Genomic DNA, 25,313 nt, shown 5'->3' with positions numbered 1-25,313 from the left:
CCCGGTGGATCGGTTACTCAGAAAGAATAGGTGGCGGCGGCGACGAGACGACCCTCGTAGGGTTCGCCTGCGCTGTGGCGGTCGGTGTCGTACCAGCGCAGATCGACGGCCAAGGCGTCGGTCAGCTTCTGTTTGGCGCCGACGTTCCAGGCGTTGTAATCGACACCGCCGTCGGCCATGCGGTTGGCGACGCCGGCCGAAATCTTTGTCTTGGCGGCGACGGCGACCGTGCCTTGCAACTCCAGCCACCAGGCCTCTTTCGTCGCCGCAAAGCCGTCGGGCGAATAGTTGACGCGCAGGCGCGTCGCCACGGGGCCCAGCTTGCGTGAAGCGTCCGCCTGATATTCCCAGTAGTTTTTGTCGACGCCGGCGCGCGATCCTGGCAGATCGCGGTTCATAACGCCCAGATCGAGGGTGAAGCCGCCCGCCTTGGGGCGCCAACCGACCATGCTGACGATTTCCATGTCGTAGCCTTGCGATCCGGCGGCGTCAGAGACGAAGACGCTGGCGTAGCCTTCGCCGAAGCCGGCTTCGGCCTTGGCGAAAGGCGCAACGTCCTGATTGCTCTTGCCCAGCCCTTTGCCGACATACTGGCTGGCGACACCGACATCGAGGCCGAACGATTGGGCCTGGGCGTTGATCGGTGCTGCGAGGCCTACTGCCGCGACAACAAAGAAGGCTGACGAACGAAACATGGTGATCCCTGAAGCTTCTGCATTCTGAAGCCCAAGGATGAGGCGATGATTAATATTAAATCTGAACCGGACTGTATGTAGGATTGCGTAACCCGTGAGGAGTGTCGCGCGGCCTCCGGGCTGCGTCATCGGCAGGGGTGCTCGTCACTCCAAACCGATTTTGAGCGAATACGTATGTTCACGTAGTCGAAACGAGCCTATACAAAAGTTGTCAGAAAAGCGGCGACGCCCGTCAGCCCAAGTTTTGGCGAGTTCTCGCATCCCAATTCATACTCCGGTGAAATATATCCAGCGGCCCAGGAACATCACGAAGACATGATCTTCAGGTCCAGGACATGGTGGAGCGGGGTCTTGATCGCGTGCCTGGCTGTCCTTGTGGCGACGCTGGTTCGTAGCGCGCTCGAACCGTTTGGAAACTTCTATTATCTGCCGCTGGTCCCGGCGGTGATTGTTACGGCTCTGCTGGCGCAAAGGGGGGGCGGTCGTGCTGGCGATCCTGTTGGCCATCGGGGCTAATCTGTGGCTGGTGCATCGCGAAAGCGTGCTGGATGCGGCGACCAACGCCGCGCTTTTTGCGGTCATCGCCTGGGTCATCGCAGAGGTCTGTCGTCGGCTAATCGACGCCCTGGAACAGGCCCGCGCCCTGACGCGTGACTTGGCGCTGCGCGAGATGCTGCTCGACACCATTGTGGCCACGACGCCGATCGTGACGCTGGATCGTGAGGGGCGGACGCGCCGCGTGACCCCGGCCGCCGCCGATCTGCTGCGTGTGGATCGAGACGCGGCGATGGCGCAGCCTTTCGGATCGCTACTGCCCGGCTTCGACGATGCGGCCCTGGCGAAGGCTCGCCAAGGGGGCGAGGTTCTGGGCCCGTCCTCCGGACCTTGGACGAGCGGCAGTATAAATACACCCGGGCCGTCGCTGACGCTCCACGCCAATGTCCTGCCTGACGACATCGCTCCCGAACACATCGTGCTGACGCTGGGCGATCAGAGCCAGGCCGAGACGATCCGCAAGGGCGAGCGCGATCTGAACGACAAGCTCAGCAGCGTCTGGCGTCTGAACTCAATGGGGGAAATGGCCGCGACCCTGGCCCACGAACTGAACCAGCCGCTGACCGCCGCCACCGTGTATCTGCATGCCGGCCAGGCCGAACTGACCCGGCTGGGAACGGTCGCGGAAGGGCCGGCCAAGACCATCGACCTGGCCAAGACGCAGTTGCTGCGCGCGGGCGACATCATTCGGCGCATGCGCGAACAGGTCGCGACAGGTTCGCGGTCCTTTACCGAAGAGCGCGCCTCGCTGATCGTCCTCGACCTGGCGCCGGTCTTCGCCCTGACGGGACAGGACACCGACACGACGATCGCTCTGGATGTGGAAGAGGACGACGATCAGGTTCTGGCCGACCGCATCCAGATTCAGCAGGCGCTGGCCAATCTGGTGCGCAACGCCGTGGACGCCGTCATCGGACGCGAGGGCGCACGCGTGACGGTGACCGGCCGGACGCTGGGCGCGGACGGCTATGAGATCGCGGTGTGCGACAATGGCGACGGCATCCCCGAAGACAGAATCGACAGCATCTTTCACCCGATGGCGACGACGAAGGCCGGCGGCATGGGTCTGGGGCTGTCGGTCACGCGTTCAATCGTCGAGAGCCATGGCGCGACCTTGGTCGTCAGCCGGAATTCTCAGGGTGGAGCGACCTTTTCGTTTCGTCTGCCGCGTCCCACGGAGTCCGAAATCTGATGAGCCCGCACTCCGTTTTCATCATCGATGACGACCCCGCCATGCGCGACGCCCTGGTGCTGATGCTGCGCGGGGCTGGGTATCGGGCGCGCAGTTTCGTCAGCGCCGACGACTTCCTGGACAATCTGCCCGAAGACCGCAGCGCCTGCGTCATTACCGATGTGCGGATGCCGGGGCTTCAGGGTTCCGAGCTGGTCGGGCGTCTGAAAAGCCTGCGCGGCGACACCTGGCCGGTGATCGTCATCACGGGTCATGGGGAGGTGACGCTGGCGGTTCAGTTGATGAAGGCGGGCGTCGTAGATTTCGTCGAAAAGCCGTTCGATCCGCAGCGAATGCTGGACGCGGTTTCCAGCTGCCTGGCCTCCTTGACCAGTCTGGAGGCCGAGCGGATCGCGCGCGAGGACGCCAAGGCCCGACTGGACACCCTCACCCCGCGCGAACGGCAGGTCTTCGACGCCCTGATCGACGGCTGTTCCAACAAGGAAATCGCGCAAAGGCTGGAGATCAGCCCGCGCACGGTGGAAATCTTTCGCGCCAAGGTGATGACGAAAATGCAGGCCGCGAACCTGTCCACCCTGGTCCGGATCGGAATGCGCGCCGGCGACGCTTGAGCCGGACGAGATTCGTCGCCACCTTAGTCGCGACATGAGCGACCGGTCCGCAGGCCTCGCCCCGTCCCGCGTGACTGCGGTCCTGGGGCCCACCAACACTGGCAAGACCCATCTGGCGGTCGAGCGGATGCTGGGTCACGCCTCGGGCATGATCGGCCTGCCCCTGCGCCTGCTGGCCCGCGAGATCTATGAGCGGATCGTCAAACAGCGCGGCGCGGCGGCCGTCGCCCTGATCACCGGCGAGGAAAAGATCGTCCCGCCGCGCCCGCACTATTTCGTCTGCACCGTCGAGGCCATGCCGCTGGAGCGGTCGGTCGAGTTTCTGGCCATCGACGAAATCCAGCTGGTCGCCGACCCCGAACGCGGCCACGTCTTCACCCAGCGGCTGCTGCACGCGCGCGGCCGGTTCGAGACGATGTTCCTGGGCGCTGGCGCCATGGAGCCGCTGATCCGCCGCCTGGTGCCGGACGTGGAGATCGTGACGCGCGACCGGCTATCCACCCTGTCCTATGCGGGCTCCAAGAAGCTGACCCGCCTGCCGCGCCGCAGCGCAATCGTCGCCTTCTCGACCGACCGGGTCTACGCCATCGCTGAACTGATCCGGCGTCAGCGCGGCGGGGCGGCCGTGGTGATGGGCAGTCTGTCGCCCCGCACCCGCAACGCCCAGGTGGCGCTGTATCAGTCGGGCGAGGTCGATTTCCTGGTCGCCACCGACGCCATCGGCATGGGGTTGAACATGGATGTAGACCATGTCGCCTTCGCGGGCCTGAGAAAGTTCGACGGGCGGCGCACCCGCTGGCTTTACGCCCATGAGATCGGCCAGATCGCCGGGCGGGCCGGCCGGCATCTGCGCGACGGCACCTTCGGCGTCACGGCCGAGGCCGAGGATCTGGACCCCGACCTGGTCGAACAGGTGGTCGAGCATCGGTTCGATCCGATCGAGGCGGCGGAGTGGCGGAACGCCCGGCTGGATTTCGACACCCTGCCCGATCTGCTGCGCTCGCTGACGGTGACGCCCCAGCGTTCGGGGCTGAGCCTAACGGCGGAGGCGCTGGACGAGACCCTGCTGCGTCGCCTGATCAAGGACGAGGAGGTGGCCCGCATCGGGCGCTCGCGCGGGGCGGTCATGCGTCTGTGGGAGGCGTGCCAGTTGCCCGACTTCCAGAAGACGACGCTGGATGAACACGCCCGGCTGGCCAAGGACGTCTTCCACGCCCTGACCGGCAAGCGCGGCCGGCTGACCGACGACTGGATGGCGCCGCGCTTCGCCTTCGTGGATCGCGACGACGGTCAGATCGACCAGCTGTCGGCGCGGCTGTCGGCAGTGCGCACCCTGTCCTACATCGCCAACCGGCCGGACTGGGTTCACGACGCGCAAGGCTGGCGCGACAAGACCCGCGCGCTCGAGGACCGGCTGTCCGACGTACTACACGAGCGGCTGACCGCCCGGTTCGTGGATCGCCGAACCACCGCCCTGATGCGGGCGCTGAACGTGCGCGAAGACACGTTTGCTGGCGTCGCCGAAGACGGGGAGGTCACCGTCGAGGGTCAGGTCGTCGGCCAGCTGGAGGGCGTGCGGTTCCAGATGGAGAAGGGCTCTTCGGCTCTGGAGGATCGCACCCTGCGCCAGGCCGCCGTGCGTGCGGTGACGCCCGAGATCAATCGACGGCTGGGGCGTCTGGCGGCCGAGACCGACGACGGGTTTTCGGTCACGCCGGACGGGGCGGTGCTGTGGCGCGGCGTGCTGACGGCGCAGATCAATGCGACGCCGCAGGGGGTCGATCCCTTTACGCCCTCCGTGCGCCTGCTCGGCGATCTGGGACCGACGCCCGCCCGCGAGCGCGCCCAGCGCCGGATCGAGGCGTGGCTGGCGGCGGAAGCGGGCCGTGCGTTGCGTGATCTGCGACGGCTGCGTCAGGCGGTCGAGAGTGGCGCGCTCAAGGGCCTTCCGCGCGGCATCGCCTTCCGTCTGATCGAGGCCGGCGGCGTGATCGACCGGCGCGAGGTCGAGCGCGATCTGGCCGCGCTCAGTCAGGTCGAGCGCCGCACGCTGCGCAGTTTCGCCATCCGCATCGGGGGGCATTCGGTTTGGCTGCCTGGCCTTCAGAAGCCGCGCGCCCGCCATTTCGCCCAGGCCTTTGTCGCCGCGCCGCTGATCCCGGCCACGCCCGATCTGATCCCCGCGCCGGTGGAGCCGCCCTCGGCGCGTCTGTTGTCCGCGCATGGATTACGATTGGCGGGACGGTGGCTGGCGCCGGTCGAGACGCTGGAGAAGATGGCCGAGCTGCGGGCCGCCAATCACGGCCGACTGTCCGACGAGGCCCTGACCGATCTGGGCTGGCGCGCCGATCAGGCCAAACAGATCATCGCCGCCTTGAAGATCGAACGCGCCCGCCTGCCCGACAAGCCGGGCGCAGCGCCCAAGATCGTCAAGGACTCGCCCTTCGCCGCCCTCGCCGCCCTGACGGAGGCGCCCCCGGCGCGGCCCAAGCGTCGTCGTCCGCGTCGAAAGGCGAAGGCTTGAACGAGAACGCCTGTCGCATCGACATCTGGCTGTGGCGCGCGCGGTTCGTAAAGACGCGCGGCCTGGCGGCCGGTCTGGTGGAGCGGGGTGCGGTGCGGCTGACGCATCAGGGGCGCGAGACGCGGCTCGACAAGCCCAGCCGGTGCGTTCACGTCGGCGACCTGCTGACCTTCGCCCAGAACGGACGCGTCACCAGCCTGAAGGTCGAGGGGCTGGGCGAAAGGCGCGGACCCGCAGAGGAGGCCCGCGCCCTGTATTCGCTGACGGTCTAAATGGCCTCAAGTCGCGCGCAGCGCGGTAGGCCTAAAAGAGCCGCCTCAAGTCACGCGAAGCGCGGCAGGCCCTACTTCTGAATGACGAACTCGCCTTCAATGTGCAGCTTCACCTCGTCGGAGACGGCCGGCAGGGCGTAGTTGATGCCGAAGTCCGAGCGTTTGATGGTGGCTTCGCCGTCGAAGCCGGCCTTGTAGGCGCCCATGACGGTTCCGGCGCCGTTGAACTCGACCTCGATGGTGACGGGCTTGGTCACGCCCTTCAGGGTCAGATCGCCAACCACGGTCGCCTCGTTGGCGTCATCGGCGTCGACCGTGACCGAGCGCGAGACGAAGGTTGCCGTCGGATATTTAGCGGTGTCGAAGAAGTCGGCGGTCTGAAGGTGGGCCTTCAGACGGTCGTCGTTGGGCGCCACGTCGGTCAGCGGGATCGTCGCGGTCAGCGTCGAGGCCGAGGGGTTGGCCGGGTCCAGCTTCAGCACCGCCTTCACGTTCACGAACTGGCCCGTATAGGTCGAAAGACCGAAGTGATTGACCGACCAGGTGATCTTGCCGTGGCCGGAATCCAGATCGTAGGTCCCGGAGGTGACCTCGGCGGGGTTCTTGGTCAGAGCGGCCTGAGCCACGACCGCGCCGCCTGCGACCAGGCTGAGGGCGGCCGCGCCGGCGACGGCGTATTTCATGAAGGAGGTGCGCATAGGGATTTCCTGTCGATGGGGCGGATATGCAATCAATACAGTTGCGATTAGGCGCCGTTCTGTCAAGGCGCTGCGAATGGCTCTCGCCTTAAGCCGCGCTGTTGACAGTTGGTTGCGTGGCCGCCATGTCGCAGGCCTCCCGCCCACAGACCGACACCCGTTTTTCGCCCAATGACCTACATCGTCACCGACGCCTGCGTGAAATGTAAGTTCATGGACTGCGTCGAGGTGTGTCCTGTGGACTGTTTCTACGAAGGCGAGAACTTTCTGGTGATCGCACCCGACGAATGCATCGACTGCGGCGTGTGCGAACCGGAATGCCCGGTCGACGCCATCGTGCCGGACACCGAGGACGAGCCCGACGGCAAATGGCTTCAGGTCAACGCGGAATACGCCAAGGTCTGGCCCAACATCACCGTCAAGGGCACGCCCCCCGCCGATCGCGAGCAGTACGAGCGCGAAACGGGCAAATACGAGAAATACTTCAGCCCCAAGCCGGGCAAGGGTTCCTGATTTCAGGACTGGCGGCGCTCAAGCCTTGCCGCATTTGCACGTCCGCCCTGTGGACGTTTTGAAATTCCGCAGATTTGTGATAGGTTCTGTTTCATTGGATCGGGCGGTCCGCGAAATCTTCGCGCCGCCCGTGTTTGCGACAGAATCCCGCCCTAGACGGGATCGGCCAGAGGTTTGGTGATCCGTTTCCGCTTTTGACGCCTGACATCATCTCCTCCGACGGAGCGATCCGGCGGATGAGATCCTGTTTGCGTTTCCTGCGCCTTCGTTTCGCCCGGCCCTGACCGGGAAAGGACGATTATGACGAGCAAGACTGGTCTGGAGTTCAAGGTTGGCGACGCGGTCGTCTATCCGGCGCACGGCGTCGGCAAGGTGGCGGCGATCGAGACCCAAGAAGTCGCGGGCATGTCGCTGGAGGTCTATGTCGTGACCTTCGACCACGAAAAGATGACCCTGCGCGTCCCGACCAAGAAGGCCGTGACGGCCGGTCTGCGTTCGTTGGCCGCCGACGACGTCGTGACCAAGGCCCTGACCACACTGAAGGGCCGCGCGCGCATCAAGCGCACCATGTGGTCGCGTCGCGCCCAGGAATACGAAGCCAAGATCAACTCCGGCGACCTGATCTCCATCGCCGAAGTGGTCCGCGACCTGCACCGCGCCGACACCCAGCCGGAACAGTCCTATTCGGAGCGCCAGCTCTATGAATCGGCCCTGGACCGCATGGCGCGCGAAGTCGCGGCCGCCAACAAGATCGACAAGGACGCCGCCGTCGAGCTGCTTGCCAAGTCGCTCAGCGCCAAGAAGCCGGTCCCGACCGCCGAAGCCGCCTAAGCTTCAGTTTCGGACTAAAGAAGAGGCCCCGGAGCGATCCGGGGCCTTTTTTGATGCGTCGCAGAGCCGCTGTCAGAAGTATTCGGCGTTGGCCGGGCACTGGGCGCTGATGCGGCGCGCCGTGATGCTGGCGGGGATATAGGGCGTGCCGCGCACGATCTGGGCGCCGCCGCGGAAGCTGAAGCTGGTTTCCGTGTAGGTCCCATTCAGGCGAACGGCGATGCGACGGCCCTTGCGATCCTGGCAGGTTCCCTCGAAGCGGGCGTTGCCGTTGCCGACCGCGCGGGTCGGATAGGTGCAGCGCCACTTGTTGGTCGACAGGCCGCCGAAGAAGCGGTTGATCTCGCTGGGCCGCACGCACTTCTGCTCGGTGTCGCGCTGGCCCACCGCGCTGGTGGTGTATTCCCAATAGCCGGGCAGGACTTCGGACTGGGCGGCGGTCTGGGCCGGGGCGATGGCGGGCGAGGCCAGCATGAAGCCGCCGGCCATCACCGGGGCCACGACGGCGAGCGCACGCTTGGGCAGGCGATCGATCAAGGACGGACGGGACATGGAAGCCTTCTGTTCTGCTTGGGTCTCTTTTGGGGTCGTCATCATATGGGCCATACATGGCGGCATTTGAATGACGGCTGAACGAGGCGTGGGGACGATGGGCCCAGACTCGGCTTGACGCCGAACCGCCTCTTCCCTTATACGGCCCCCTCTCGCGCGGGCTGGTTCCCGCGCGCAACTGTTTCATGCGTCCTCTCCCACGCTCGGGCCGGACGCCGCACCTTAAGGATCTGACGATGTCGCGTCGTTGCGAACTCACCGGTATCGGCCCCATGGTCGGCCACAACGTGAGCCACTCGAACATCAAGACCAAGCGCCGCTTCCTGCCGTCGCTGAAGACGGTCAAGGTCACGTCGGAAGCCCTGGGCCAGACGTTCAGCCTGCGCATCTCGAACGCCGCGCTGCGCACCCTGGACTACAAGGGCGGCCTGGACGTCTTCATCGTCAAGGCTCGCGACGAGCAGCTGTCGATCGCCGCTCAGCGCATCAAGCGCCAGATTCGCGCCAAGCTGGCCGAACAAGCCGCCGCCTGATCGGCGACCGCGACATAGAGTTCTGGAAGAGGCCGGTGGAAACACCGGCCTTTTTCTTTGCGCCATTGCCCGCTCGCGCTAGCCTGCAGCCTCAGACGGGGGACGGCTTCATGCGCATCAAGATTTTGCTTTTGGCCGCGACCAGCGCCCTGACTTTGTCGGCCTGCGCCACCGTGGCCCAGCCGGCGCCGACGCCGTGCGAATCGACCGCCTTCACCCTGGCCACCGATCAGCCGCTGACGCCCGAACAGCAGGCGATGCAGTTCGACAAGGCCGATTTGTCGATCAAGGTCCTGCCTGACGACAAGGCCATCGACGCGGTCGCCGTGCTGGACTTCACCGCCAAGGCGCCCCTGACCGCTCTGGTCGTCGAACTGGACACTCTGCTGACCATTTCCTCGGTCCAGATCGACGGGGTCGAGGTCGCTGTCGATCGCTGGTCCAACCCCGAAGGCCGGCTGACGGTGCTGCTGCCCGAGACCCTGGCCACGGGCCGGTCGGTCTCCCTGCGCGTCGCCTATGCCGGCCAGCCGCGCGTGGCGCCCCGGGCGCCGTGGGACGGCGGCTTCGTCTGGTCCACCGCGCCGTCGGGCGAGCCGTGGATCGCCACGGCGGTTCAGGGCGAGGGCTGCGACATCTTCTGGCCATGCATCGACAGCCCGCACGGCGAACCGGGCCGGGTCGACCTGCACATCACCGTCCCATCCGCCCTGTCGGCCCCGTCCAACGGCCGCTTCCTGGGCAAGGTCGATCACGGCGACGGCTGGACCACCTGGAACTGGTCGGCGAAATCGCCCAACACCTATGCCATCGCGCTGAACGTCGGGCCCTATGAAGAGGTGTCGGGCGATTACGCCAGCCGGTTCGGCAACACGATCCCGATGCGCTACTGGCATCTGAAATCGGACACCCCCGAACAACTCCAGGGCCTGTTCGCCCAGTTCCCGAAGATGCTGGACTTCTTCGAAGCCACCGTCGGACCTTATCCCTTCGGCGATGAGAAGATGGGGGTGGTCGAGACCCCGCACCTGGGCATGGAGCACCAGACGATCAACGCCTACGGCAACGGCTACAAGATCGACGGTCGCGGCTATGACTGGCTGTTGCAGCACGAGTTCGCCCACGAATGGTTCGGCAACCAGCTGACCAACCAGAACGCCGACGACATGTGGCTGCACGAAGGATTGGGCAGCTATATGCAGCCGCTCTATGCGCGATGGTTGCTGGGCGACCGCTACATGCACCGCGAACTGGCCAATCAGCGCGAGGGTCTGATCAACACATATCCCGTCGTCTCAGGCACGCCCAAGACGGAAGACGAGGTCTACAAGGGCGATGCCGGGCCGGGTCTCGACATCTACAACAAGGGCTCGTTGATCAGCCATTCGCTGCGGATGCTGATCGGCGACGCCGCCTTCCATCAGGCGGTCACCCGCCTGGTCTATGGCCGACCCGATCCCCGGCCGGGCAATTTCGCGCCGTTGTACCGATCCACCGGCGACTTCGTCGCGATCATCAATGACATCACGGGCCAGGACTATGGCTGGTTTTTCCGCGGCTATCTCTACAACGCCGCCCTGCCGGTGCTGAGCCAGACCCGCGACGGCGATGTGCTGAAGCTAGAATGGGCGACGGGCGACGGCGGCGTCTTCCCTATGCCGCTGGAGGTCGAGATCGACGGGCGCGTTCAGACCGTGGCCATGACGGGCGGGCGCGGCCAGATCGCGGTTCCGGCCGGCGCCCATGTCCTGATCGATCCGCAGAACAAGGTGCTGCGCCAGATGGACGTGATCGACGCGCTTCAGGCCTACAAGGCGACGCAGAAGGCGAAGTAGCGGCCGGTCAGGCCTCGGCCACCGTCACCGACTGGCGCACCATCTGACAGCGCTCCTGGGTCGTCAGGAAGGCGATGTCCGCCGCATCGCGCCCGCAGGCGATCCGCACCAGACCCTCGACCGGCGCCAGGCCCGTCGGATCGACCAGCCACCAGCCGTTGTCCAGCCAGACCTCGAAGATAGCGTGGAAGTCGGGCGGGCTGAGTTGGTGAGCGAAGGCGCTGACCGCGCGCGCAGGAATGCCCGAAGCCCGGCATAGCGTCATGCCCAAATGAGTGAAGTCGCGGCACACGCCGGCCCGGTCGATGAAGGTGCGCGCCGCCGTGGTTTCGGTGTCCGACACGCCGTGCTCGTAATCGACGTTCTCGGTGATCCAGTTCAGGATCGCCAGCACGCGCGCGCCGCCCGCCGTGTCGCCGAACTCGCGCGTCACGAAGCGGCCGAACTGGTCCGACGGACAATAGCGGCTGGGCTGCAGATAGGGCAGGACCTCGGCGGGCAACTCGCCCCAGTCATGCTGGGATACGCTGGGCGGCAGGCCCTTCAACACGCCGTTCTCGACCACCGCCTCATAGGTCAGCTTGACCTCGCCCTCGACGTGGCAGCGCAGTGTGCGGGCGCCGAAATCGATGTCCTCGTCCTCGTGAAAATCAACCGGCGGGTCGAAGGTCAGGGTCTCTTCCAGGATGTCCTGGCCCGGCCAATGCGCGACCTGGATCTTGTAGATGGCGTCCGTCGGCGGATCGAAACGATAGACGAGTTCGGCGCGGACGCGCAGTTTCATGAAAATCCGCCGATCAAAGGGAGATGAGAAGGTCGCTGGTGAACGCCACGCGGTCTGGGCCGTTCCGTGGTGGTCCGCGCCTTCTGGCCTGTGCAAATCGACAAGACGAGACAGTGTGTTAATCTGAGCCCCATGATCGCTTCCCCTGCCCTTCTCGCTCTTCGGGAAGCCACCGCCTCAGCCCACGAAACCCTGGAAGTCCAGGCCGGGATCGAGCCGCGTCTGTCGGACCCCGCCACGCGGGCGGCGACCGTGGCGGCGTTTCACCGCTTCCATGCCGGACTGGAGCCGCTCAGCCATCCGCTGGTGGCGGCGTTGAACGCTGAACTGGACGCCGATTTCGAACCGCGATCACGCGCGCATGGGATCGCCCAGGACCTGACCATACTGGGCCAGCGCATTCCCTCGCCCGCGCGTCCGGCTGCGCCCGCCTCGGCCGGCGAAGCCCTGGGATGGGTCTATGTGGCTGAAGGATCGATGCTGGGCGGTCGGATCATACGACGGCGGCTGGCCGCCGAGGGTCGCGATCTGGAGGGCCTCGGCTTTCTGGATCCCTATGGCGAAGAGACCGGCGCACGCTGGCGCGCCTTCATGGATTTGCTGGACCGGGCCTGCGCTAGCGGCCTTGTCACGATCGATCAGGTGGTGAAGGGCGGCATCGACGGTTTCGCCTTCGCCCACCGCACCTTGCACCCCCAGCCGCAGGAGGTCGCGGCATGACCGAGACGCTCGACCTGGCCGACACCGCGCTGAACGAGTGTGATCGCGAGCCGATCCATATTCCTCAATCGATCCAGCCGCACGGCTTCATGCTGGTGCTGGATCTGCAATCCCTGACCATCCGGCAGGGGGCGGGCGCGATCGAGGAACTGACCGGCCCCAAGGTCTGGATCGACCGCACCGTCGCCGACGTGCTCGGCGATGTCGCCGACCGGGCCGTGCGCGCCATGGCCGCGCATCAGGAGGCCGGCTTCGCCTGTCGCTGGCGCGCGACCAATCGTCTGGAATACGACGTCGTGGTGCACCGCGCGCCCGGCACGACCGCCGGCGCGATCAACGATCTGATGATCATCGAGGTCGAGCAGAGCTCGCAGCAGGCTCGGCTCGGCGTCGATCTGATCGCCAGTCTGGACGCCGCCGGCGCCGCGCTGGAACGGGCGGTGACGATCCAGACGGTGTGCGAGCGGGCGGCGGACGCCTTTCGTCGCCTGACCGGTTTCGACCGGGTGATGATCTATCGCTTCCAAGACGACGAGGCGGGTCAGGTCGTCGCCGAAAGCCGCGCCGATGGCTCCGGCTCCTTCCTAAATCACCATTTCCCCGCCACCGATATCCCCCAGCAGGCGCGCGCCCTTTATCTGCGCAACCCGGTGCGGGTCATTCCCGATAGCCGTTACACGCCCCAGCCCCTGCGCCCCATTGCGCCCGGCGAGGCGCCGCTGGACATGAGTGACAGCGGCCTGCGCTCGGTGTCGCCGATCCATCTGCAATATCTGCGCAATATGGACGTTCGGGCCTCGGCGTCCGTGTCGATCATCGTCGATGACGCCCTGTGGGGGCTGGTGGCCTGCCACAACGCCTCGCCCAAACTGCTGCCCTATGAGTTGCGCGTGGGCTGCACGGCTCTGGCCCGCAATCTGGCGCGACAGCTGAAATCCAGGAGCGACGCCGATCTCTATCGCGAGCGTACGCGCCTGCGTCGGATGGAGGACGAACTGCTGTCGCGGCTGTCGCCGGACCGGCCGATGCGAGAGGCGCTGGGCGAAAAAGCCGACGCCCTGATGCAGCTGACCAGCGCGGACGGTCTGGCCATCGTCAGCGAGGGCGACATCCAGACCTTCGGCTATACGCCGCCCGAAGATGGCGTACGCGCCATCGCCGCCTGGGTCGCGGGACGGCCGGGCCTGCGCCCCGTCTCGTCGCATCACCTGTCCTCGATCCTGCCGGCCGCCGAGGCGTGGAAAACGCACGCCAGCGGGCTGCTGGCCGTCACCCTACCTCTCGATCAGCCGGTGTCGCTGCTGTGGTTCCGCTCGGAGGTGCTGGAGACGGTGCGCTGGGCCGGCAATCCCGCGACGGCGGAGAAGACGGGCCCCAACGCCATTCTGACGCCGCGCGCCTCGTTCGAAAGCTGGTCGGACACAGTCTCGGGCCGCGCGCACCGCTGGGGTCCGGCCGCCGTCGAGTCCGCCGCGCGGCTGAGGGACGCCCTGGCCGACTATGCCGCCGTCCATCAGATCCGCCGGCTGAACCGATCCCTGCAGGACCGCCTGTCCGAGCGCGATCTGCGGCTGGAGCAGCAGCAATATCTGATCCGCGAGGTAAACCACCGGGTTCAGAACAGCCTGACGCTGGTGTCCAGCTTCCTGGGCCTTCAGGCGCGAGAACAGGCGGGCGGATCGGCCGCGATGGCGCTGAACGAGGCGCGCCGTCGCGTGCGCGCCGTGTCCGCCGTCCACAGTCGGCTCTATCTGAGCGACCAGGTCACGACCATCGACATGAGCCGCTATATCGGCGAGTTGATCGGCGATCTGGGCTCCAGCATGGGGCCCGACTGGGTTGCGGCCCTGGAGACGGACCTGGATCCCGTCTGCATCGAGCCGGGCCGCGCCATCACCATCGGCCTGATCCTGACCGAACTGATCATCAACGCCCAGAAATACGCCTATGGCGGCAAGCCCGGCCCGCTCTGCATTCGGTTCGAAGAAGACGGCGCCTTCTTCCGCATGACGGTGGAGGACGAGGGCGCTGGCGGGCATCTGGCCGGCAAGGGGTTCGGCTCGATGATGATCAAGAGCCTGGTCGGTCAGTTGGACGGGACGATCGACTATCGCGATCGCGCGCCGGGCCTCAGCGTCGTGCTGCGGGCGCGCATCGACCCGCTCGTTTGAGGTCAGAGCCAACGGCGCCTGTGGCGTCAGGTCGCAGGGCGTCGTAAGAGCCGGGCCATGTCCGCCCTGGCCTTTCGCCCCTCCTCGCGCGCCTTCGCGCTGATCGTTCTGCTGATCGCCGCCAGCGTGCTGGGCCTGGCGCCCATTCTGGTGCGGTTGACCGAGACGGGGCCGGCGGCGGCGGGGTTCTGGCGGTTCCTGTTCGCCTTACCCCTGCTGACGATCCTGGCGGCGCGCGAGCCGGGCGGCGTTGGCGCGCCGTCAAAATGGGCGCTGCTGGCGAGCCTATTCTTCGCCCTGGACCTCAGCTTCTGGCACTACGGCATCGTCATGACTTCGGTCGCAAACGCGACGGTGCTGTGCAACCTGACGCCGGTTGTCGTGACCCTGTTCGGCTGGTTCGTCCTGAAGGAGCGGCCGCACCGGCTGTTCATCCTGGCCCTGGCCTTGGCCATGGGCGGCGCCTTCGCCATGGCGGCGGGCGCGGACGGCGGACAGGGGACCAATCCGATGCTGGGCGACGTGTTCTCCCTGTCGGTGGCGGTCTGGTACTCGGGCTATTTCCTGGCGGTTCAGGCGGCGCGACGCACGGCCGGCGCGATGCGGGTGACCTTCTGGGCGACGCTGCTGGGCGCGCCCCTGCTGCTGATTGTCGCCCTGGCGCTGGGCGAGGCTGTCATACCCGCCGGACCGGCCGGCTGGGCCGCCTGCGTGGCCATGGGCGTGATGCACGTCTTCGGACAAGGCGGCGTGGCCTGGGCGCTGGGCAAGCTTCCGGCCTCGGTCACGGCCGTGACCATCCTGATCCAGCCGGTCGTCGCGGGCCTGCTGGGCTGGTGGATCTTCGGCGAGACCCTGACGCCGATCCAGGCCCTGGGCGGCGCCCTGGTGCTGGGCGCCATCGTCCTGGCGCAGCGGTCACAGAGGGCGAAGCCCGACGGGCTCAAGCAGCGCGAAGCGCGGTAGCCCAAAAAACAAAACGGGCGCGGGAGAAACTCCCGCGCCCGCCTCTAAGCCTTGAAGGCTGGATCGACTTAAAGAACCTTGAGGTCGATCGCCGAAGTCTTGCCGCGCTGGTTTTCCAGCTCGTATTCGACCTTGGCGTTCTCATCGAGGCCCTGAAGTCCGGCCTTCTGAACGGCGGTGACGTGAACGAACACGTCGGAGCCGCCGCTATCGGGCTGGATGAAGCCGTAGCCCTTGGTGGGGTTGAACCACTTGACCGTGCCGGTCGCCATGTCTGCGTCTCCGTAAACGCGCTTTTCCAGGCGGATCCCTCACGAGGTGACCCGACAATCCATCTGGACAGCTCGTTCAGGCGAAGGAGCGAAACGCGGGTTTGGACCCCACGCGAAATCCGGACTGCAGCGATGTTGTCACCCGGCTTTTCCAGACGGTCAACAGCAAAGCGAGTCGCACCAGACGCATTCAGGCTTAACGACACAGGCCCCGCGCGGCCCCGTCGATGTGCAGATGGTTGGCGTGGGCGGCGTTGTAATCGGGCGTCAGGACCGTTGAAAACAGCTGGCAGGCCCCGTCGCGCAGGGCGTGCAGGAAGCGGCCGCCCGACTCGCCCGCCGGCCCGTCGCCGCGCCAGTCGTTCAGCACGCTGACGGTCCGGCCGTCCTTCAAGGTCACCGCTGCGACATCCAGCGCATTGGCCTTGGCGTGTTCGCTGGGCCGCTCCGCCTCGTCCTGTGAGCCGTAGATGCGGCGGCACGAATAGGTCCCGTAGTTGTCGACCCGCGCGGGCGCCGAGCCCAGAATGTCGCGCGAGGCCGGGCGCAGCACCTGTCGATCCCAGATGACATAGCGGACCGCTAGCGGGCACTGCATGACGACATCGGCCGGCGCCAGAGGCGTCACCTCGCCGCCCGTGATCCGCACCGCCCCGCGCACCACGCAGAAGCCGCCGTCGTCGCGGTCGGGCGCGCGTTCGACCCGAACCCCCGCATTGCGCAGCGCCTGCATACAGGCCTCGGTCGCGCCCTCGACTGCTTCGGGCGTGGCGGCGGTCGGCACGTCGAAGGCGGCGACCTTTGCGGTGGTCGCGCGGCCCAGTGGGCGATCCAGATCCAGCGGCTTCCACGGCAGGTCCTGGGGCGGCGCAAAGGCGTTCAGCAAGGCGAAGCCGGCGCAGACCAGCAGCGCCAGTTCCCACACCAGATTCCACATGTCCGCCACATCGCGCTTCATTCGGCCCCTCGCAGGCCGGACGGGCCCGGCGCCTTAACGCCCAGCTTCGCAGTCGGCTCCCTCGCCCTTGCTCTCTGCCGGCCCTCGGCCCACTCTCTTTCCATGGGAAAGAAATCCGACACCTATGACGCCGAGCTGGAGCAGATCCAGCTGGCCATCGTCCAGACCCAGGCCTGGAGCATCGAGCATGGCTCGCGCGTGGTCATCGTGCTGGAGGGGCGCGACACCGCCGGCAAGGACGGCGCGATCAAGCGCCTGACCGAAGATATGTCGCCGCGCCAGACCCGCGTCATCGCCCTGCCCAAGCCCAGCGACCGCGAAACCAGCCAGTGGTATTTCCAGCGCTATGTCCCGCACCTGCCGGCGGCGGGCGAGACGGTGATCTTCAACCGGTCCTGGTACAACCGCGCCGGGGTCGAGCCGGTCATGGGCTATTGCACGCCCGAACAGTACGCCCAGTTCATGACCGACGCCCCGCGCTTCGAGCGGATGCTGACCGACGACGGGATCATCCTGATCAAGATCTGGCTGGACATCTCGCGCAAGGAGCAGGCCAAGCGGCTGAAGGAACGTCGCGAGGATCCGTTGAAGAAGTTCAAGCTGTCGTCGCTGGACGCCGAGGCCGAGGCGCGGTTCGACGCCTATTCCGACGCCCGCGACCGGATGCTGGACGAGACCGACCGCGACTATGCGCCCTGGACCGTCGTCGCCACTGACGACAAGAAGACGGCGCGGCTGAACATCGGCCGCTACATCCTGTCGGTGCTGAGCCACACCAGCATCGACATCAAGAAACCGGATCCCGACGTCGTGTTCAGCGCCGAAAAGGCCAAAGGCAGACTGGCGCGCTGAAGCGCCTCAGGCCGTTCTGACGATCCCGCCAGAGGCCGTCACCGGCCAGGGCGTCAGCCGCCCGCCCGCGCAGGGGCCGCCCTTGCATTCGCCGGTCAGCGGTTCGAACACCGCCCCATGCCAGCCGCACAGGATCAGCGCGCCGTCCGGCGTCAGATACCGGTCGATCTCCATCGCGATCGGAAAGCCCGCATGCGGGCAGCGATCGACCCAACCCGCGACCTGACCGTCCTTCCTGACCACGAAGCCGTGGAAGAAGGCCTCGCCGATCTGCAGCACGAAGCCGCGCGAGCCCGGATCGGCGATGTCGCCCTCGGCGCACAGGGCCACGCCCGGCGGCGTCTTCCAGACCCGTTTGCGCTCACCTGGCGCTTCGGCGGCTTCAGGCACGTTCGGCCTTCAGCGGGCGCGACAGCAGGCCGTCGATCAGACCATCGACACCGATCTCGCCGGCAAGGAGAGCGGCGACGCCTTCGGAGATCGGGATTTCCACGCCCAGACGCGCGGCCAGTTCGCGAACCGCCGGCGCGCTCTCATAGCCTTCCGCCACCGATCGTTTGCCGGCCAGAGCCTGTTCGACCGTCTGTCCCTGCCCCAGGGCCAGACCCAGGCTCATGTTGCGCGACTGGGGGCTGGAGCAGGTCAGGACGAGGTCGCCCAGGCCGCACAGGCCCGCCACCGTCTCCGCCTGCCCGCCCATGGCGACGGCGAGGCGAGTCATTTCCGCAAAGCCGCGCGTGATCAGAGCGGCATGGGCGCTGCGGCCCAACTGACGCCCCTCGGAGATGCCGCAGGCGATGGCCAGCACGTTCTTCAGCGCGCCGCCCGCCTCGGCCCCCACCAGATCGGTCGCCAGATAGGGCCGGAAGCCCGGCGCCGACAGGGTGTTCAGCAAGGCCTCGCCCAGCGTCTGATCGGCACAGGCCAGGGTCACGGCGGTCGGCAGGCCGCGCGACACCTCGCCCGCGAAACTGGGGCCGGAGAGGACTGCGGCGGGAGCGTCCGGCAGGGTCTCGGCCAGCACCTCGGTCATCAGCTTCATCGTGCCGCGCTCGACCCCCTTGGAGCAAAGCACCACCGGCACGCCGGCGCGATAGTGGGGCGCAAACGCCGTCAGCGTCGCGCGCATGTGCTGGGCCGGCGGCACGGCCAGGATCACGTCGCAGTCGCCCAGATCGGCCAGATCGGCGGTGAATTTCAGTTCGTCGGCCAGCGGCACGCCGGGCAGATACAGGTCGTTGGCCCGCGTCGCCCGCATTGTCTTGACCAACTGCTGCTCGCGCGCCTGCAAGGTCGTGTCCAGGCCAGCCCGAACGCACACCTGCGCCAGAGCCGTGCCCCAGGCGCCCGCGCCGATGACCCCTGCCGTGCGGAATTCCATACGCCCTCCCGAGGCTTGTTTACCGTTCACGCCTTGGCGCCTTTACGGCCCGGCTTGTGCGAAGGATCGGACAGGGCGCGCGCTTCGTCCAGCGGCCATCGCGGCCGGGCGACGACGTCAATGTCGCTGGTCAGGCCCAACGCCAGCCGTTCCGCCCCGGCCAGGGCGATCATCGCCGCATTGTCGGTGCAATAGGCCATCGGCGGCGCCAGGAAGTCGAAGCCGTGTTTCGCCGCCGTCGCCTGCAAGGTCGCGCGGATGGTCTTGTTGGCCGCAACCCCGCCAGCCACCACGAACAGACGGTGGTCATGCGTCTCCGCATAGGCCGCCAGCGCCCGTTCCGACCGATCCGACAGTTGGCGCGCGATAGCGTTTTGCACCGCATCGGCCAGGTCCGCCTTGTCCTGTTCGGTCTCGCAGGTCTGGGCGATGCGGAAGGCCGCCGTCTTCAGCCCCGAGAACGAGAAGTCGCAATCCTTGCGGCCCAGAAGGGCGCGCGGCAGATCGATCCTGGACCCGTCGCCCTGCATGGCCAGCCGCTCCAGCGCCGGGCCGCCCGGATAACCCAGGCCCAAGGCCTTGGCGATCTTGTCGAAGGCCTCGCCGGCCGCGTCGTCGATGGTGGCCCCGATCCGGCTCATGTCGCCGACGCCGCGCACCTCCAGAAGCTGGCAATGGCCGCCGGACACCAGCAGCAGCAGGAAAGGATAGGCCACCTCCGCACCCAGCCGGGCCGACACCGCGTGGCCTTCAAGATGGTTGACCGCCACTAGCGGGAGGCCGCGCGCCAGCGCCGCCGCCTTGCCGAAGCTGAGCCCCACCATAACCCCGCCGACCAGACCCGGCCCGGCCGTCGCCGCAATCCCGTCCAGCCCGTCATAGCCCAGATCGGCCTCGGCCATCGCGCGGCGGGTGACCTCGGCGATCATCTCGACGTGGCTGCGCGCCGCGATTTCGGGCACCACGCCGCCATAGGCCGCATGATCGTCGATCTGGCTGTGAACGACCGAGGACAGCACCTCCGCCCGACCACCCGTCAGGCGCACGACCGAGGCGGCGGTCTCGTCGCAACTGGTCTCCAGGCCCAGCACCGTCAGCGGCCGGACATCCCGTCCAGTTGCTGACTTGGCGCCGCTGCTATAGTCGGCGGACATTTCCATCGGGTCGAGGTAGCGACCCGGCGACCGGTGCGCAACGCTCATGACCTTTCCTCTCCGCATCGGCACCCGACGCTCCAAGCTGGCGCTCGCCCAATCCGGCATGATGCAGCGCGCCATCGGCCGCGCCCTGAACGTGCCCGAGGCCGAGATCGAGACCGCCGTTCCTTTGGTCGAGATCGTCACCACCGGCGACCGCATCCAGGATCGCCGCCTGCTGGAGGTCGGCGGCAAGGCGCTGTTCACCAAGGAGATCGAGGAGGCCCTGCTGGCCGGCCGGATCGACATCGCCATCCATTCGATGAAGGACGTCCCCGCCGAACAGCCCGACGGACTGTGCATCGCCGCCATTCCCGAACGCGAGGACGCCCGCGACGCCTTCATCAGCCGCGATTTCGACAGTTTCGACGCCCTGCCCTTCGGCGCGCGCCTTGGCACCGCCAGCCTGCGTCGCCAGGCCCAGGCGCTGGCCCTGCGGCCCGACCTGAAGGTCGAAATGCTGCGCGGAAACATCGACACCCGGCTACGTCGCGCGGCCGATGGCGATTTCGACGCCATCCTTCTGGCCGTCTCGGGCATGACGCGCCTGGGCGTCACCGCCCATATCCGCGAGAAGCTGTCGCTGGACAGCTTCCTGCCCGCGCCGGGCCAGGGCGCCCTGGCGATCCAAACGCGCGCCGCCGACATCGACGCGCCCCTGAGCACCCAATGGGTCGCCGCCCTGAATCACCCCGAGACTGCCTTGTGCATCGCCGCCGAGCGCGGGGCCATGACGGCGCTGGAAGGATCGTGCCGCACTGCCGTCGGCGCCTACGCCCGCATCGAACACGACACCCTGCATCTGACCACCGAAATGCTCAGCCCGGACGGCTCCGCCCGCTGGCGCCGCGTCGGCGACCTTTTCCAACCGACCGAAGCCGACGCGCGCGCACTGGGCCAACGCCTGGGCGGAGAGGTCCACGCCTCGGCCGGCGATCAGGAAGTCGATCCCGCGACCGTGGACGGATGAGCCTCACGTCACCCCGCGTCTGGATCACCCGCGCCCAACCGGGCGCCGCACGCACCGCCGCCCGCCTGCGCGACATGGGGTTCGAGCCGATCGTCGCGCCCCTGCTGGCGATCGAACACCTGACCCCGCCGGTTCCCGATCTGGCGCCGTTCGCCGCCCTGGCCTTCACCAGCATCAACGGCGTCGTCGCCTTCGCCGCCCTCACGCCCCGCCGCGACCTGCAGGTCCTCGCCGTAGGCGATGCGACCGCCCAGGCCGCCCACGATGCGGGCTTCGCCGATGTTCGCTCCGCTTCCGGCGACCTGCACGCCCTCGCCCGTCTGATCGCCGGCGCCATCGCCGACGCCGCCGTCCTGGTCCCCCAAGCCGAAACCCCCGCCGGCGATTTCACCGCCGCCCTCGCCGCCGCCGGCGCCCGCAACGTGTCGATCCAGTCGCTGACGGTGTATCGCGCCATCGAAACGTCAGCCGAAGCGCCCGCGCCGCTCGACGCCGTTCTGATCCACTCCCCCCGCGCCGGGCACGCCCTCGCCAAACGTAGTCACGACGTCCTGGTGCACGCGGTCCTCGCCTGCATCTCTCCCGCCGCCGCAGCCCCGTTCGTCACGCACGGCCTGACGCCCGTTGTGGCAAAATCGCCCGACGAGACCGCATTGCTCACGATCTTGAACGCGGCGCTTGGCAAGCGCGATCCGGCCGTATAAAGAGCCCGTCTCGCGCGGACAGCTTCGTCCGTCGCAACCGGGCCGCTTTAGCTCAGCCGGTAGAGCACATCATTCGTAATGATGGGGTCGCGTGTTCGAGTCACGCAAGCGGCACCACCTTTTCAAAGCACCTCTATCTTTGATGCCCGGCCGGGATAGGCCGGAAGGTGCTTCCGCTTGGGAGTTGCGTGGGTTTCCAGTGGGAAGGCCGTGCGGCCGATCCCAAATCAAGCTTGCTGTTGAGCCGCTACCGGACCATGAGATTTCTGTTTCAGAAGTTAGCTGCCAAATTTCATCGGCTCATAAAGCCGCGCTCTATCCCCATCATGGGGCTGACGGGACCTGACGGAAGGTCCAAACTTCACAATTTCTGACCCTTTCTATTGCTACGCTCAGCGCAGTAAGTATCGTTTCGCTTTTGTCTTCGGAGCAGCTACATTGAAACAGCAACTGTATCAGCAGCTCATGAAGCGCATGGACCAAGCAGTGCAAGACGGTCGAGACGTCGAAGCGGGGTGGTATGCCTATGCTGTCCTAGAGGACAGGCTTCGGTCCATGCTGCGCCAGAGTGGGGGCGAAGGGCAAAACAAAGGCATCGGAAAGCCCATACGAATGATGGGACCGAAGCTGACTGAGTTGAGCAAGCGAGCGAAGAAAGATGAGCTCCTCAAGAGCAGCTTTGAATACACCCGACTGAACAAATGGAAAAATGACAGAAACGGCCTTGTTCATGCGATGGCCGATGGACAGCACGATATAGAAGAGATCGACAGGCGCGTAGCCGATCTGGCCACTGAAGGTGTCCTATTAGCAAGGCTTTACGCATCAGAGGCGCGACGCTTGAAGACGCATCGAGCCAAAGTGACTCAACCCGCACTTTAAGCGTTGTCATACAGATGACGCCGCTACTTTCGGTAGCCCGTCCTTGTGAGCTTTAGGGCGGCCCGGCTGGCCGGACCCAATCCATCAGGGTCGGACTCGGCATGTGCAACCCGCCGTCCGCCGTCCGCACACACGGCCCCACGCGGATAGCGTTGATTGATCCGTTACTTTTTAGACTTTCGGCAAAGGCAATGGGAGCTGCCATATCCCGAACGATTGAAATCGTAGCAAGAAGCTCTCGGGCTACCCGAGAAACAGATATTGAGGAAATTGAGACAACCTGGCCGGTCTGCCCCTTCAGAAAGACTGCTATTGGGCCAAACAAAGCCGCCCACCATCCATCGGGCAGAGTTACGTTCGATGTCATGTCGCTGTCCATCGACCCAATTAGCCCTTCATCATGCAAAAGCTGAATTGTTTCGAATGGCAGATGATCAGTCGCCATGTGTGGAAGCTGCTTTTCATTGTAAACCCACGACGCCATCGATTGCATTGCTTTGGCCGTCGGTAAATCTAGGGTAGATGCGAACTGCAACGTTCTCAATGAAACAGCTCCCGGCTTTCGTATTTCACCTGAAAGCACCCGCGCCCACATTGCTCTCAGGTTTTCGCTCGATGCTTTTTCGGCATGCGCTGTGAACACATTCAACCAGTCTGCGTCGAGTTTGACTGCCCCGTCCAACTCTTCGTCATCATCTTCTTCATTGAGCATATCGGCTGTAAAATCGGCGACAGCCTCCCGATTACTCTGGCGCTCAATCTCTTCGTCCAACCACCGCCGACCAGCGCGGCCTACAATCCCAGTAGATTCGGCCAAGGCTTGTTCAAGATTGTGACGGGCAGCAGCGCGCTGCTCACGCTGCTCAAGGTCGTCCGATCCGAAAGTTGGCCCCACCAGATGACGTAACGCGCCATCGGCCCTCATTCGCTTTCCTGACGCAGTTGAACTTAGAGCGCCGAACCATCGAACTAGCGAACTCTTTCCGCTCATTTATTTTGTCGCCTCAGTGTTTTCCAGATCACGCGCAAAAAACTAATCACCACCCCACGAGATCGGACGTAGGACTGCCCCTCAAGGATTTCCAGATTTCGAAGCAGGCGCTCTTTACTGTCAATAACGCTGGGCCCGCACTGATCTCCCGCCCCAATCATCTCTGCCTTTATATTTTCCAATGAAAGACGAGCCGCTTGGTAAGCTTCGGCGGTATGAACCGTCGGCAAATGGAAGGGCGCAATCGTATTCAATCGCTGGTCAATGTCATCCTCAAGCAATCGCCTCTCCAGATACCGACGATCCGCTTCCAACCAAGTTGAAGTTGCAGTGAGGTTCCGAACTGCGGTTTCAACCGACAAGTATGCGGCCCGGAGAATATGCGCCGCCGTTCCCAACAGAACCGCTTCACGCTGGCGTCGCTCACGCCGGGCCTCGGTCGCCAAGCGGATCGTCATGTAGAGAGCCAACGCAGTCGATATCGCCCCGATTGCATCCCAGTCAAACCATCCGGTCAGATTGGCCAGCGGCGTCCACCAACTTGGTCGGCCTTCGAAACAAGGAATTGCACCACCAAACAGCTCGCACATTCTGTGAGCGTATCTGATTCGTGAACAGAGTTACGCCACCACTTCACCCGGGCACGACGTCGCGCGGAAAAATCGCGCAAATCTTGCCAACTTATATGAAGAATCCAACGCTGGAGCCGGTTACTAGACCCTCATTGCCTTCGATAGTTTGGTCGTTACCCTTTCGAATAGCTGGGTAGGATCGACATCCATGGCTTTGGCCAGCGCCACAAACTCAAGCACATCCACACGACGCTGACCGCGCTCGATGATGGACACAAATGACTGATCCTTCCCCAGCCGCGCGGCCAGCTCGGCCTGCGTAAGCCCCGACGCCTGACGCGCGTGAACGAGCACCGCAACGAGGTGCCGATGTTCGCCCCCGAAAATCGTCTTGGGCATCGAAAGAGCCGCCGAGTCTAAACCGGCAACCCAACTATATGGAAAATCCGCTTATGCGATTTTTCCCTTTTCGTTATGGAATATTTCCATAATCAGCCCCTGTGAATCAACGCCACATTGCTGCCCCCATCCAACTAAGAACAGGACACATCAATGGATGCGCCGAACTGCGAGATAACAATCAACGAGATCAAAGCTGCGTACACATGCGCAGCCCATTTGAACGAACCCATAGGCGCTGTGTTACGCCTGACACTCCCTGACGCAGAAGGCAAAGAATACGCACTTCTAACAATGTTCGATCCTGATACAGGAACAGCCCGCGTCTTCGCCTTCATGACCTTCGACACTCAGCGGCGTCGTTCATGGTCAACAGCGGCGTCGATCTGTTTGCTGTCGGCAAGGTGCTGGGACACGCCAGTTATCAATCGACCCAGCGGTACTCGCACTTGGCCAATGACACCCTGCTGAAGGCGGTCGAGGCTGGGGCGGCGAAACAGGTGGCCTTCTAAACCAAGCGCTTCACCCGCATCCTGACATGACGTCGGGGTGCGGGTGGGGCGCTTTATTTTTTCGTAATGCTAGCAATGGCAGTACGTTAATGACCTCGTCATAGCCTGTCGGATGGCCACAACTCTACGCCGCCGCCCCAGTTCCCCCAACCTCTTGAGTGCTGACTTCGTG

27 protein-coding genes, 1 tRNA gene and 1 pseudogene are annotated in these 25,313 nt (G+C 65.4%); 17 read left to right on the top strand and 12 right to left on the bottom strand.

What is annotated here, in order from left to right; genetic code table 11:
* Positions 1 to 17 precede the first annotated feature (17 nt).
* The gene (locus tag HF680_RS06400) at positions 18 to 695 is read right to left on the bottom strand and encodes a TorF family putative porin (protein WP_185224460.1); all 678 of its coding nucleotides are present in this window, start codon (positions 693 to 695) and stop codon (positions 18 to 20) included.
* A gap of 484 nt (positions 696 to 1,179) precedes the next feature.
* Here HF680_RS06400 and HF680_RS06395 point away from each other — a divergent pair, with 484 nt between their 5' ends.
* The 4 genes from HF680_RS06395 to HF680_RS06380 are packed head-to-tail and all read left to right on the top strand — an operon-like array spanning position 1,180 to position 5,849.
* Positions 1,180 to 2,442, top strand: a complete 1,263-nt coding sequence (locus HF680_RS06395) for a sensor histidine kinase (protein WP_205196076.1) — start codon at positions 1,180 to 1,182, stop codon at positions 2,440 to 2,442.
* Positions 2,442 to 3,053 (top strand): response regulator FixJ, encoded by a 612-nt coding sequence (fixJ, locus tag HF680_RS06390; protein ID WP_039246224.1) that lies wholly within the window; start codon positions 2,442 to 2,444, stop codon positions 3,051 to 3,053. The genes HF680_RS06395 and fixJ overlap by 1 nt, the downstream gene beginning before the upstream one ends.
* A 34-nt stretch (positions 3,054 to 3,087) precedes the next feature.
* Complete coding sequence (locus tag HF680_RS06385; protein ID WP_185224459.1) at positions 3,088 to 5,577, top strand: helicase-related protein; 2,490 nt, start codon at positions 3,088 to 3,090, stop codon at positions 5,575 to 5,577.
* Positions 5,574 to 5,849, top strand: coding sequence for an RNA-binding S4 domain-containing protein (locus tag HF680_RS06380; RefSeq protein ID WP_039246231.1), 276 nt, complete (start codon positions 5,574 to 5,576; stop codon positions 5,847 to 5,849). The genes HF680_RS06385 and HF680_RS06380 overlap by 4 nt, the downstream gene beginning before the upstream one ends.
* A gap of 71 nt (positions 5,850 to 5,920) precedes the next feature.
* On the opposite strand, the gene HF680_RS06375 is transcribed toward HF680_RS06380, so the two are convergent.
* Positions 5,921 to 6,547: a YceI family protein gene (locus HF680_RS06375; RefSeq protein ID WP_052689600.1), complete on the bottom strand. Its 627-nt coding sequence runs from the start codon at positions 6,545 to 6,547 to the stop codon at positions 5,921 to 5,923.
* Between the two features lie 171 nt (positions 6,548 to 6,718).
* Here HF680_RS06375 and fdxA point away from each other — a divergent pair, with 171 nt between their 5' ends.
* Both fdxA and HF680_RS06365 read left to right on the top strand, forming a co-directional pair.
* A complete protein-coding gene (gene fdxA, locus HF680_RS06370; RefSeq protein WP_017505910.1) occupies positions 6,719 to 7,060 on the top strand; it encodes a ferredoxin FdxA in 342 nt (113 codons plus the stop codon).
* A gap of 300 nt (positions 7,061 to 7,360) precedes the next feature.
* Positions 7,361 to 7,891, top strand: a complete 531-nt coding sequence (locus HF680_RS06365) for a CarD family transcriptional regulator (protein ID WP_017505911.1) — start codon at positions 7,361 to 7,363, stop codon at positions 7,889 to 7,891.
* A 72-nt stretch (positions 7,892 to 7,963) separates the two neighbouring features.
* On the opposite strand, the gene HF680_RS06360 is transcribed toward HF680_RS06365, so the two are convergent.
* Entirely contained in the window at positions 7,964 to 8,443 is a 480-nt protein-coding gene (locus HF680_RS06360; RefSeq protein WP_156146824.1) for a DUF3617 domain-containing protein, read from the bottom strand.
* A gap of 236 nt (positions 8,444 to 8,679) precedes the next feature.
* Between HF680_RS06360 and rpmB the strand changes: the two genes are divergently transcribed.
* Together rpmB and HF680_RS06350 are read left to right on the top strand one after the other, a co-directional pair.
* The gene (rpmB, locus tag HF680_RS06355) at positions 8,680 to 8,976 is read left to right on the top strand and encodes a 50S ribosomal protein L28 (RefSeq protein ID WP_026108540.1); all 297 of its coding nucleotides are present in this window, start codon (positions 8,680 to 8,682) and stop codon (positions 8,974 to 8,976) included.
* Positions 8,977 to 9,086: 110 nt separating this feature from the next.
* Entirely contained in the window at positions 9,087 to 10,811 is a 1,725-nt protein-coding gene (locus tag HF680_RS06350) for a M1 family metallopeptidase (RefSeq protein ID WP_185224458.1), read from the top strand.
* 7 nt (positions 10,812 to 10,818) lie between these two features.
* On the opposite strand, the gene HF680_RS06345 is transcribed toward HF680_RS06350, so the two are convergent.
* Complete coding sequence (locus HF680_RS06345) at positions 10,819 to 11,595, bottom strand: transglutaminase-like domain-containing protein (protein WP_039246235.1); 777 nt, start codon at positions 11,593 to 11,595, stop codon at positions 10,819 to 10,821.
* Between the two features lie 132 nt (positions 11,596 to 11,727).
* Between HF680_RS06345 and HF680_RS06340 the strand changes: the two genes are divergently transcribed.
* Genes HF680_RS06340 through HF680_RS06330 form a run of 3 tightly spaced genes read left to right on the top strand, consistent with a single transcriptional unit; the run spans position 11,728 to position 15,452 of the window.
* Complete coding sequence (locus tag HF680_RS06340; RefSeq protein WP_052689599.1) at positions 11,728 to 12,315, top strand: biliverdin-producing heme oxygenase; 588 nt, start codon at positions 11,728 to 11,730, stop codon at positions 12,313 to 12,315.
* The gene (locus HF680_RS06335) at positions 12,312 to 14,486 is read left to right on the top strand and encodes a histidine kinase dimerization/phosphoacceptor domain -containing protein (protein ID WP_045811555.1); all 2,175 of its coding nucleotides are present in this window, start codon (positions 12,312 to 12,314) and stop codon (positions 14,484 to 14,486) included. The genes HF680_RS06340 and HF680_RS06335 overlap by 4 nt, the downstream gene beginning before the upstream one ends.
* Positions 14,487 to 14,543: 57 nt before the next feature.
* Complete coding sequence (locus HF680_RS06330; RefSeq protein ID WP_185224457.1) at positions 14,544 to 15,452, top strand: DMT family transporter; 909 nt, start codon at positions 14,544 to 14,546, stop codon at positions 15,450 to 15,452.
* Positions 15,453 to 15,520: 68 nt separating this feature from the next.
* Here the strand turns inward: HF680_RS06330 and HF680_RS06325 are convergent, their stop codons facing one another.
* Positions 15,521 to 15,724 (bottom strand): cold-shock protein, encoded by a 204-nt coding sequence (locus tag HF680_RS06325; RefSeq protein ID WP_017505920.1) that lies wholly within the window; start codon positions 15,722 to 15,724, stop codon positions 15,521 to 15,523.
* 196 nt (positions 15,725 to 15,920) lie between these two features.
* Positions 15,921 to 16,682: an extensin-like domain-containing protein gene (locus HF680_RS06320; RefSeq protein ID WP_045811553.1), complete on the bottom strand. Its 762-nt coding sequence runs from the start codon at positions 16,680 to 16,682 to the stop codon at positions 15,921 to 15,923.
* 102 nt (positions 16,683 to 16,784) lie between these two features.
* Between HF680_RS06320 and ppk2 the strand changes: the two genes are divergently transcribed.
* Positions 16,785 to 17,534, top strand: coding sequence for a polyphosphate kinase 2 (gene ppk2 / locus HF680_RS06315; RefSeq protein ID WP_185224456.1), 750 nt, complete (start codon positions 16,785 to 16,787; stop codon positions 17,532 to 17,534).
* A 6-nt stretch (positions 17,535 to 17,540) separates the two neighbouring features.
* Here ppk2 and HF680_RS06310 read toward each other — a convergent pair whose 3' ends face one another.
* From HF680_RS06310 to tsaD, 3 genes are read right to left on the bottom strand one after another with little or no spacing between them, the layout of a single operon-like run.
* Positions 17,541 to 17,924 (bottom strand): Rieske (2Fe-2S) protein, encoded by a 384-nt coding sequence (locus HF680_RS06310; protein ID WP_185224455.1) that lies wholly within the window; start codon positions 17,922 to 17,924, stop codon positions 17,541 to 17,543.
* The gene (locus tag HF680_RS06305) at positions 17,917 to 18,915 is read right to left on the bottom strand and encodes an NAD(P)H-dependent glycerol-3-phosphate dehydrogenase (RefSeq protein WP_185224454.1); all 999 of its coding nucleotides are present in this window, start codon (positions 18,913 to 18,915) and stop codon (positions 17,917 to 17,919) included. Before HF680_RS06305 ends, HF680_RS06310 begins: the two co-directional genes overlap by 8 nt.
* A 26-nt stretch (positions 18,916 to 18,941) precedes the next feature.
* Complete coding sequence (tsaD, locus tag HF680_RS06300; RefSeq protein WP_045811595.1) at positions 18,942 to 20,069, bottom strand: tRNA (adenosine(37)-N6)-threonylcarbamoyltransferase complex transferase subunit TsaD; 1,128 nt, start codon at positions 20,067 to 20,069, stop codon at positions 18,942 to 18,944.
* A gap of 46 nt (positions 20,070 to 20,115) precedes the next feature.
* Here tsaD and hemC point away from each other — a divergent pair, with 46 nt between their 5' ends.
* From hemC to HF680_RS06280, 4 genes are all read left to right on the top strand, one after another.
* Positions 20,116 to 21,081, top strand: a complete 966-nt coding sequence (gene hemC / locus HF680_RS06295) for a hydroxymethylbilane synthase (protein ID WP_185224453.1) — start codon at positions 20,116 to 20,118, stop codon at positions 21,079 to 21,081.
* Complete coding sequence (locus tag HF680_RS06290; RefSeq protein ID WP_045811548.1) at positions 21,078 to 21,785, top strand: uroporphyrinogen-III synthase; 708 nt, start codon at positions 21,078 to 21,080, stop codon at positions 21,783 to 21,785. The genes hemC and HF680_RS06290 overlap by 4 nt, the downstream gene beginning before the upstream one ends.
* Before the next feature lie 41 nt (positions 21,786 to 21,826).
* Positions 21,827 to 21,902 (top strand) — tRNA-Thr (locus HF680_RS06285).
* Positions 21,903 to 22,223: 321 nt separating this feature from the next.
* The gene (locus tag HF680_RS06280) at positions 22,224 to 22,667 is read left to right on the top strand and encodes a hypothetical protein (protein WP_185224452.1); all 444 of its coding nucleotides are present in this window, start codon (positions 22,224 to 22,226) and stop codon (positions 22,665 to 22,667) included.
* Between the two features lie 52 nt (positions 22,668 to 22,719).
* On the opposite strand, the gene HF680_RS06275 is transcribed toward HF680_RS06280, so the two are convergent.
* The 3 genes from HF680_RS06275 to HF680_RS06265 all read right to left on the bottom strand — a co-directional run bounded on the left by HF680_RS06275 (position 22,720) and on the right by HF680_RS06265 (position 24,629).
* Entirely contained in the window at positions 22,720 to 23,658 is a 939-nt protein-coding gene (locus tag HF680_RS06275; RefSeq protein WP_185224451.1) for a DUF2806 domain-containing protein, read from the bottom strand.
* Positions 23,655 to 24,248, bottom strand: coding sequence for a hypothetical protein (locus HF680_RS06270; protein ID WP_185224450.1), 594 nt, complete (start codon positions 24,246 to 24,248; stop codon positions 23,655 to 23,657). The genes HF680_RS06275 and HF680_RS06270 overlap by 4 nt, the downstream gene beginning before the upstream one ends.
* A gap of 123 nt (positions 24,249 to 24,371) precedes the next feature.
* Positions 24,372 to 24,629, bottom strand: a complete 258-nt coding sequence (locus HF680_RS06265) for a helix-turn-helix domain-containing protein (protein ID WP_185224449.1) — start codon at positions 24,627 to 24,629, stop codon at positions 24,372 to 24,374.
* Between the two features lie 332 nt (positions 24,630 to 24,961).
* On the opposite strand from HF680_RS06265, the pseudogene HF680_RS06260 reads away from it, so the two are divergent.
* Positions 24,962 to 25,141 (top strand): annotated as a pseudogene (locus tag HF680_RS06260) (tyrosine-type recombinase/integrase); the annotation flags it as partial.
* Positions 25,142 to 25,313 lie beyond the last annotated feature (172 nt).

It is taken from the genome of Brevundimonas huaxiensis (genome assembly GCF_014218725.1).
GTDB classification, from domain to species: Bacteria; Pseudomonadota; Alphaproteobacteria; order Caulobacterales; family Caulobacteraceae; genus Brevundimonas; species Brevundimonas huaxiensis.
Note: the sequence above shows the minus strand (reverse complement) of the source record. Positions and strands in the feature narration are given on the sequence as shown.

Coding starts and splice junctions, on each gene's coding strand:
- hemC (WP_185224453.1), top strand. CDS start 20,116: ATGACCTTTCCTCTCCGCATCGGCACCCGACGCTCCAAGCTGGCGCTC.
- HF680_RS06350 (WP_185224458.1), top strand. CDS start 9,087: ATGCGCATCAAGATTTTGCTTTTGGCCGCGACCAGCGCCCTGACTTTG.
- HF680_RS06265 (WP_185224449.1), bottom strand. CDS start 24,629: ATGCCCAAGACGATTTTCGGGGGCGAACATCGGCACCTCGTTGCGGTG.
- HF680_RS06400 (WP_185224460.1), bottom strand. CDS start 695: ATGTTTCGTTCGTCAGCCTTCTTTGTTGTCGCGGCAGTAGGCCTCGCA.
- HF680_RS06275 (WP_185224451.1), bottom strand. CDS start 23,658: ATGAGCGGAAAGAGTTCGCTAGTTCGATGGTTCGGCGCTCTAAGTTCA.
- HF680_RS06290 (WP_045811548.1), top strand. CDS start 21,078: ATGAGCCTCACGTCACCCCGCGTCTGGATCACCCGCGCCCAACCGGGC.
- HF680_RS06325 (WP_017505920.1), bottom strand. CDS start 15,724: ATGGCGACCGGCACGGTCAAGTGGTTCAACCCCACCAAGGGCTACGGC.
- HF680_RS06270 (WP_185224450.1), bottom strand. CDS start 24,248: ATGTGCGAGCTGTTTGGTGGTGCAATTCCTTGTTTCGAAGGCCGACCA.
- HF680_RS06340 (WP_052689599.1), top strand. CDS start 11,728: ATGATCGCTTCCCCTGCCCTTCTCGCTCTTCGGGAAGCCACCGCCTCA.
- ppk2 (WP_185224456.1), top strand. CDS start 16,785: ATGGGAAAGAAATCCGACACCTATGACGCCGAGCTGGAGCAGATCCAG.
- fixJ (WP_039246224.1), top strand. CDS start 2,442: ATGAGCCCGCACTCCGTTTTCATCATCGATGACGACCCCGCCATGCGC.
- rpmB (WP_026108540.1), top strand. CDS start 8,680: ATGTCGCGTCGTTGCGAACTCACCGGTATCGGCCCCATGGTCGGCCAC.
- HF680_RS06375 (WP_052689600.1), bottom strand. CDS start 6,547: ATGCGCACCTCCTTCATGAAATACGCCGTCGCCGGCGCGGCCGCCCTC.
- HF680_RS06320 (WP_045811553.1), bottom strand. CDS start 16,682: ATGAAGCGCGATGTGGCGGACATGTGGAATCTGGTGTGGGAACTGGCG.
- HF680_RS06365 (WP_017505911.1), top strand. CDS start 7,361: ATGACGAGCAAGACTGGTCTGGAGTTCAAGGTTGGCGACGCGGTCGTC.
- HF680_RS06305 (WP_185224454.1), bottom strand. CDS start 18,915: ATGGAATTCCGCACGGCAGGGGTCATCGGCGCGGGCGCCTGGGGCACG.
- HF680_RS06360 (WP_156146824.1), bottom strand. CDS start 8,443: ATGTCCCGTCCGTCCTTGATCGATCGCCTGCCCAAGCGTGCGCTCGCC.
- HF680_RS06385 (WP_185224459.1), top strand. CDS start 3,088: ATGAGCGACCGGTCCGCAGGCCTCGCCCCGTCCCGCGTGACTGCGGTC.
- HF680_RS06330 (WP_185224457.1), top strand. CDS start 14,544: ATGTCCGCCCTGGCCTTTCGCCCCTCCTCGCGCGCCTTCGCGCTGATC.
- tsaD (WP_045811595.1), bottom strand. CDS start 20,069: ATGTCCGCCGACTATAGCAGCGGCGCCAAGTCAGCAACTGGACGGGAT.
- HF680_RS06335 (WP_045811555.1), top strand. CDS start 12,312: ATGACCGAGACGCTCGACCTGGCCGACACCGCGCTGAACGAGTGTGAT.
- fdxA (WP_017505910.1), top strand. CDS start 6,719: ATGACCTACATCGTCACCGACGCCTGCGTGAAATGTAAGTTCATGGAC.
- HF680_RS06345 (WP_039246235.1), bottom strand. CDS start 11,595: ATGAAACTGCGCGTCCGCGCCGAACTCGTCTATCGTTTCGATCCGCCG.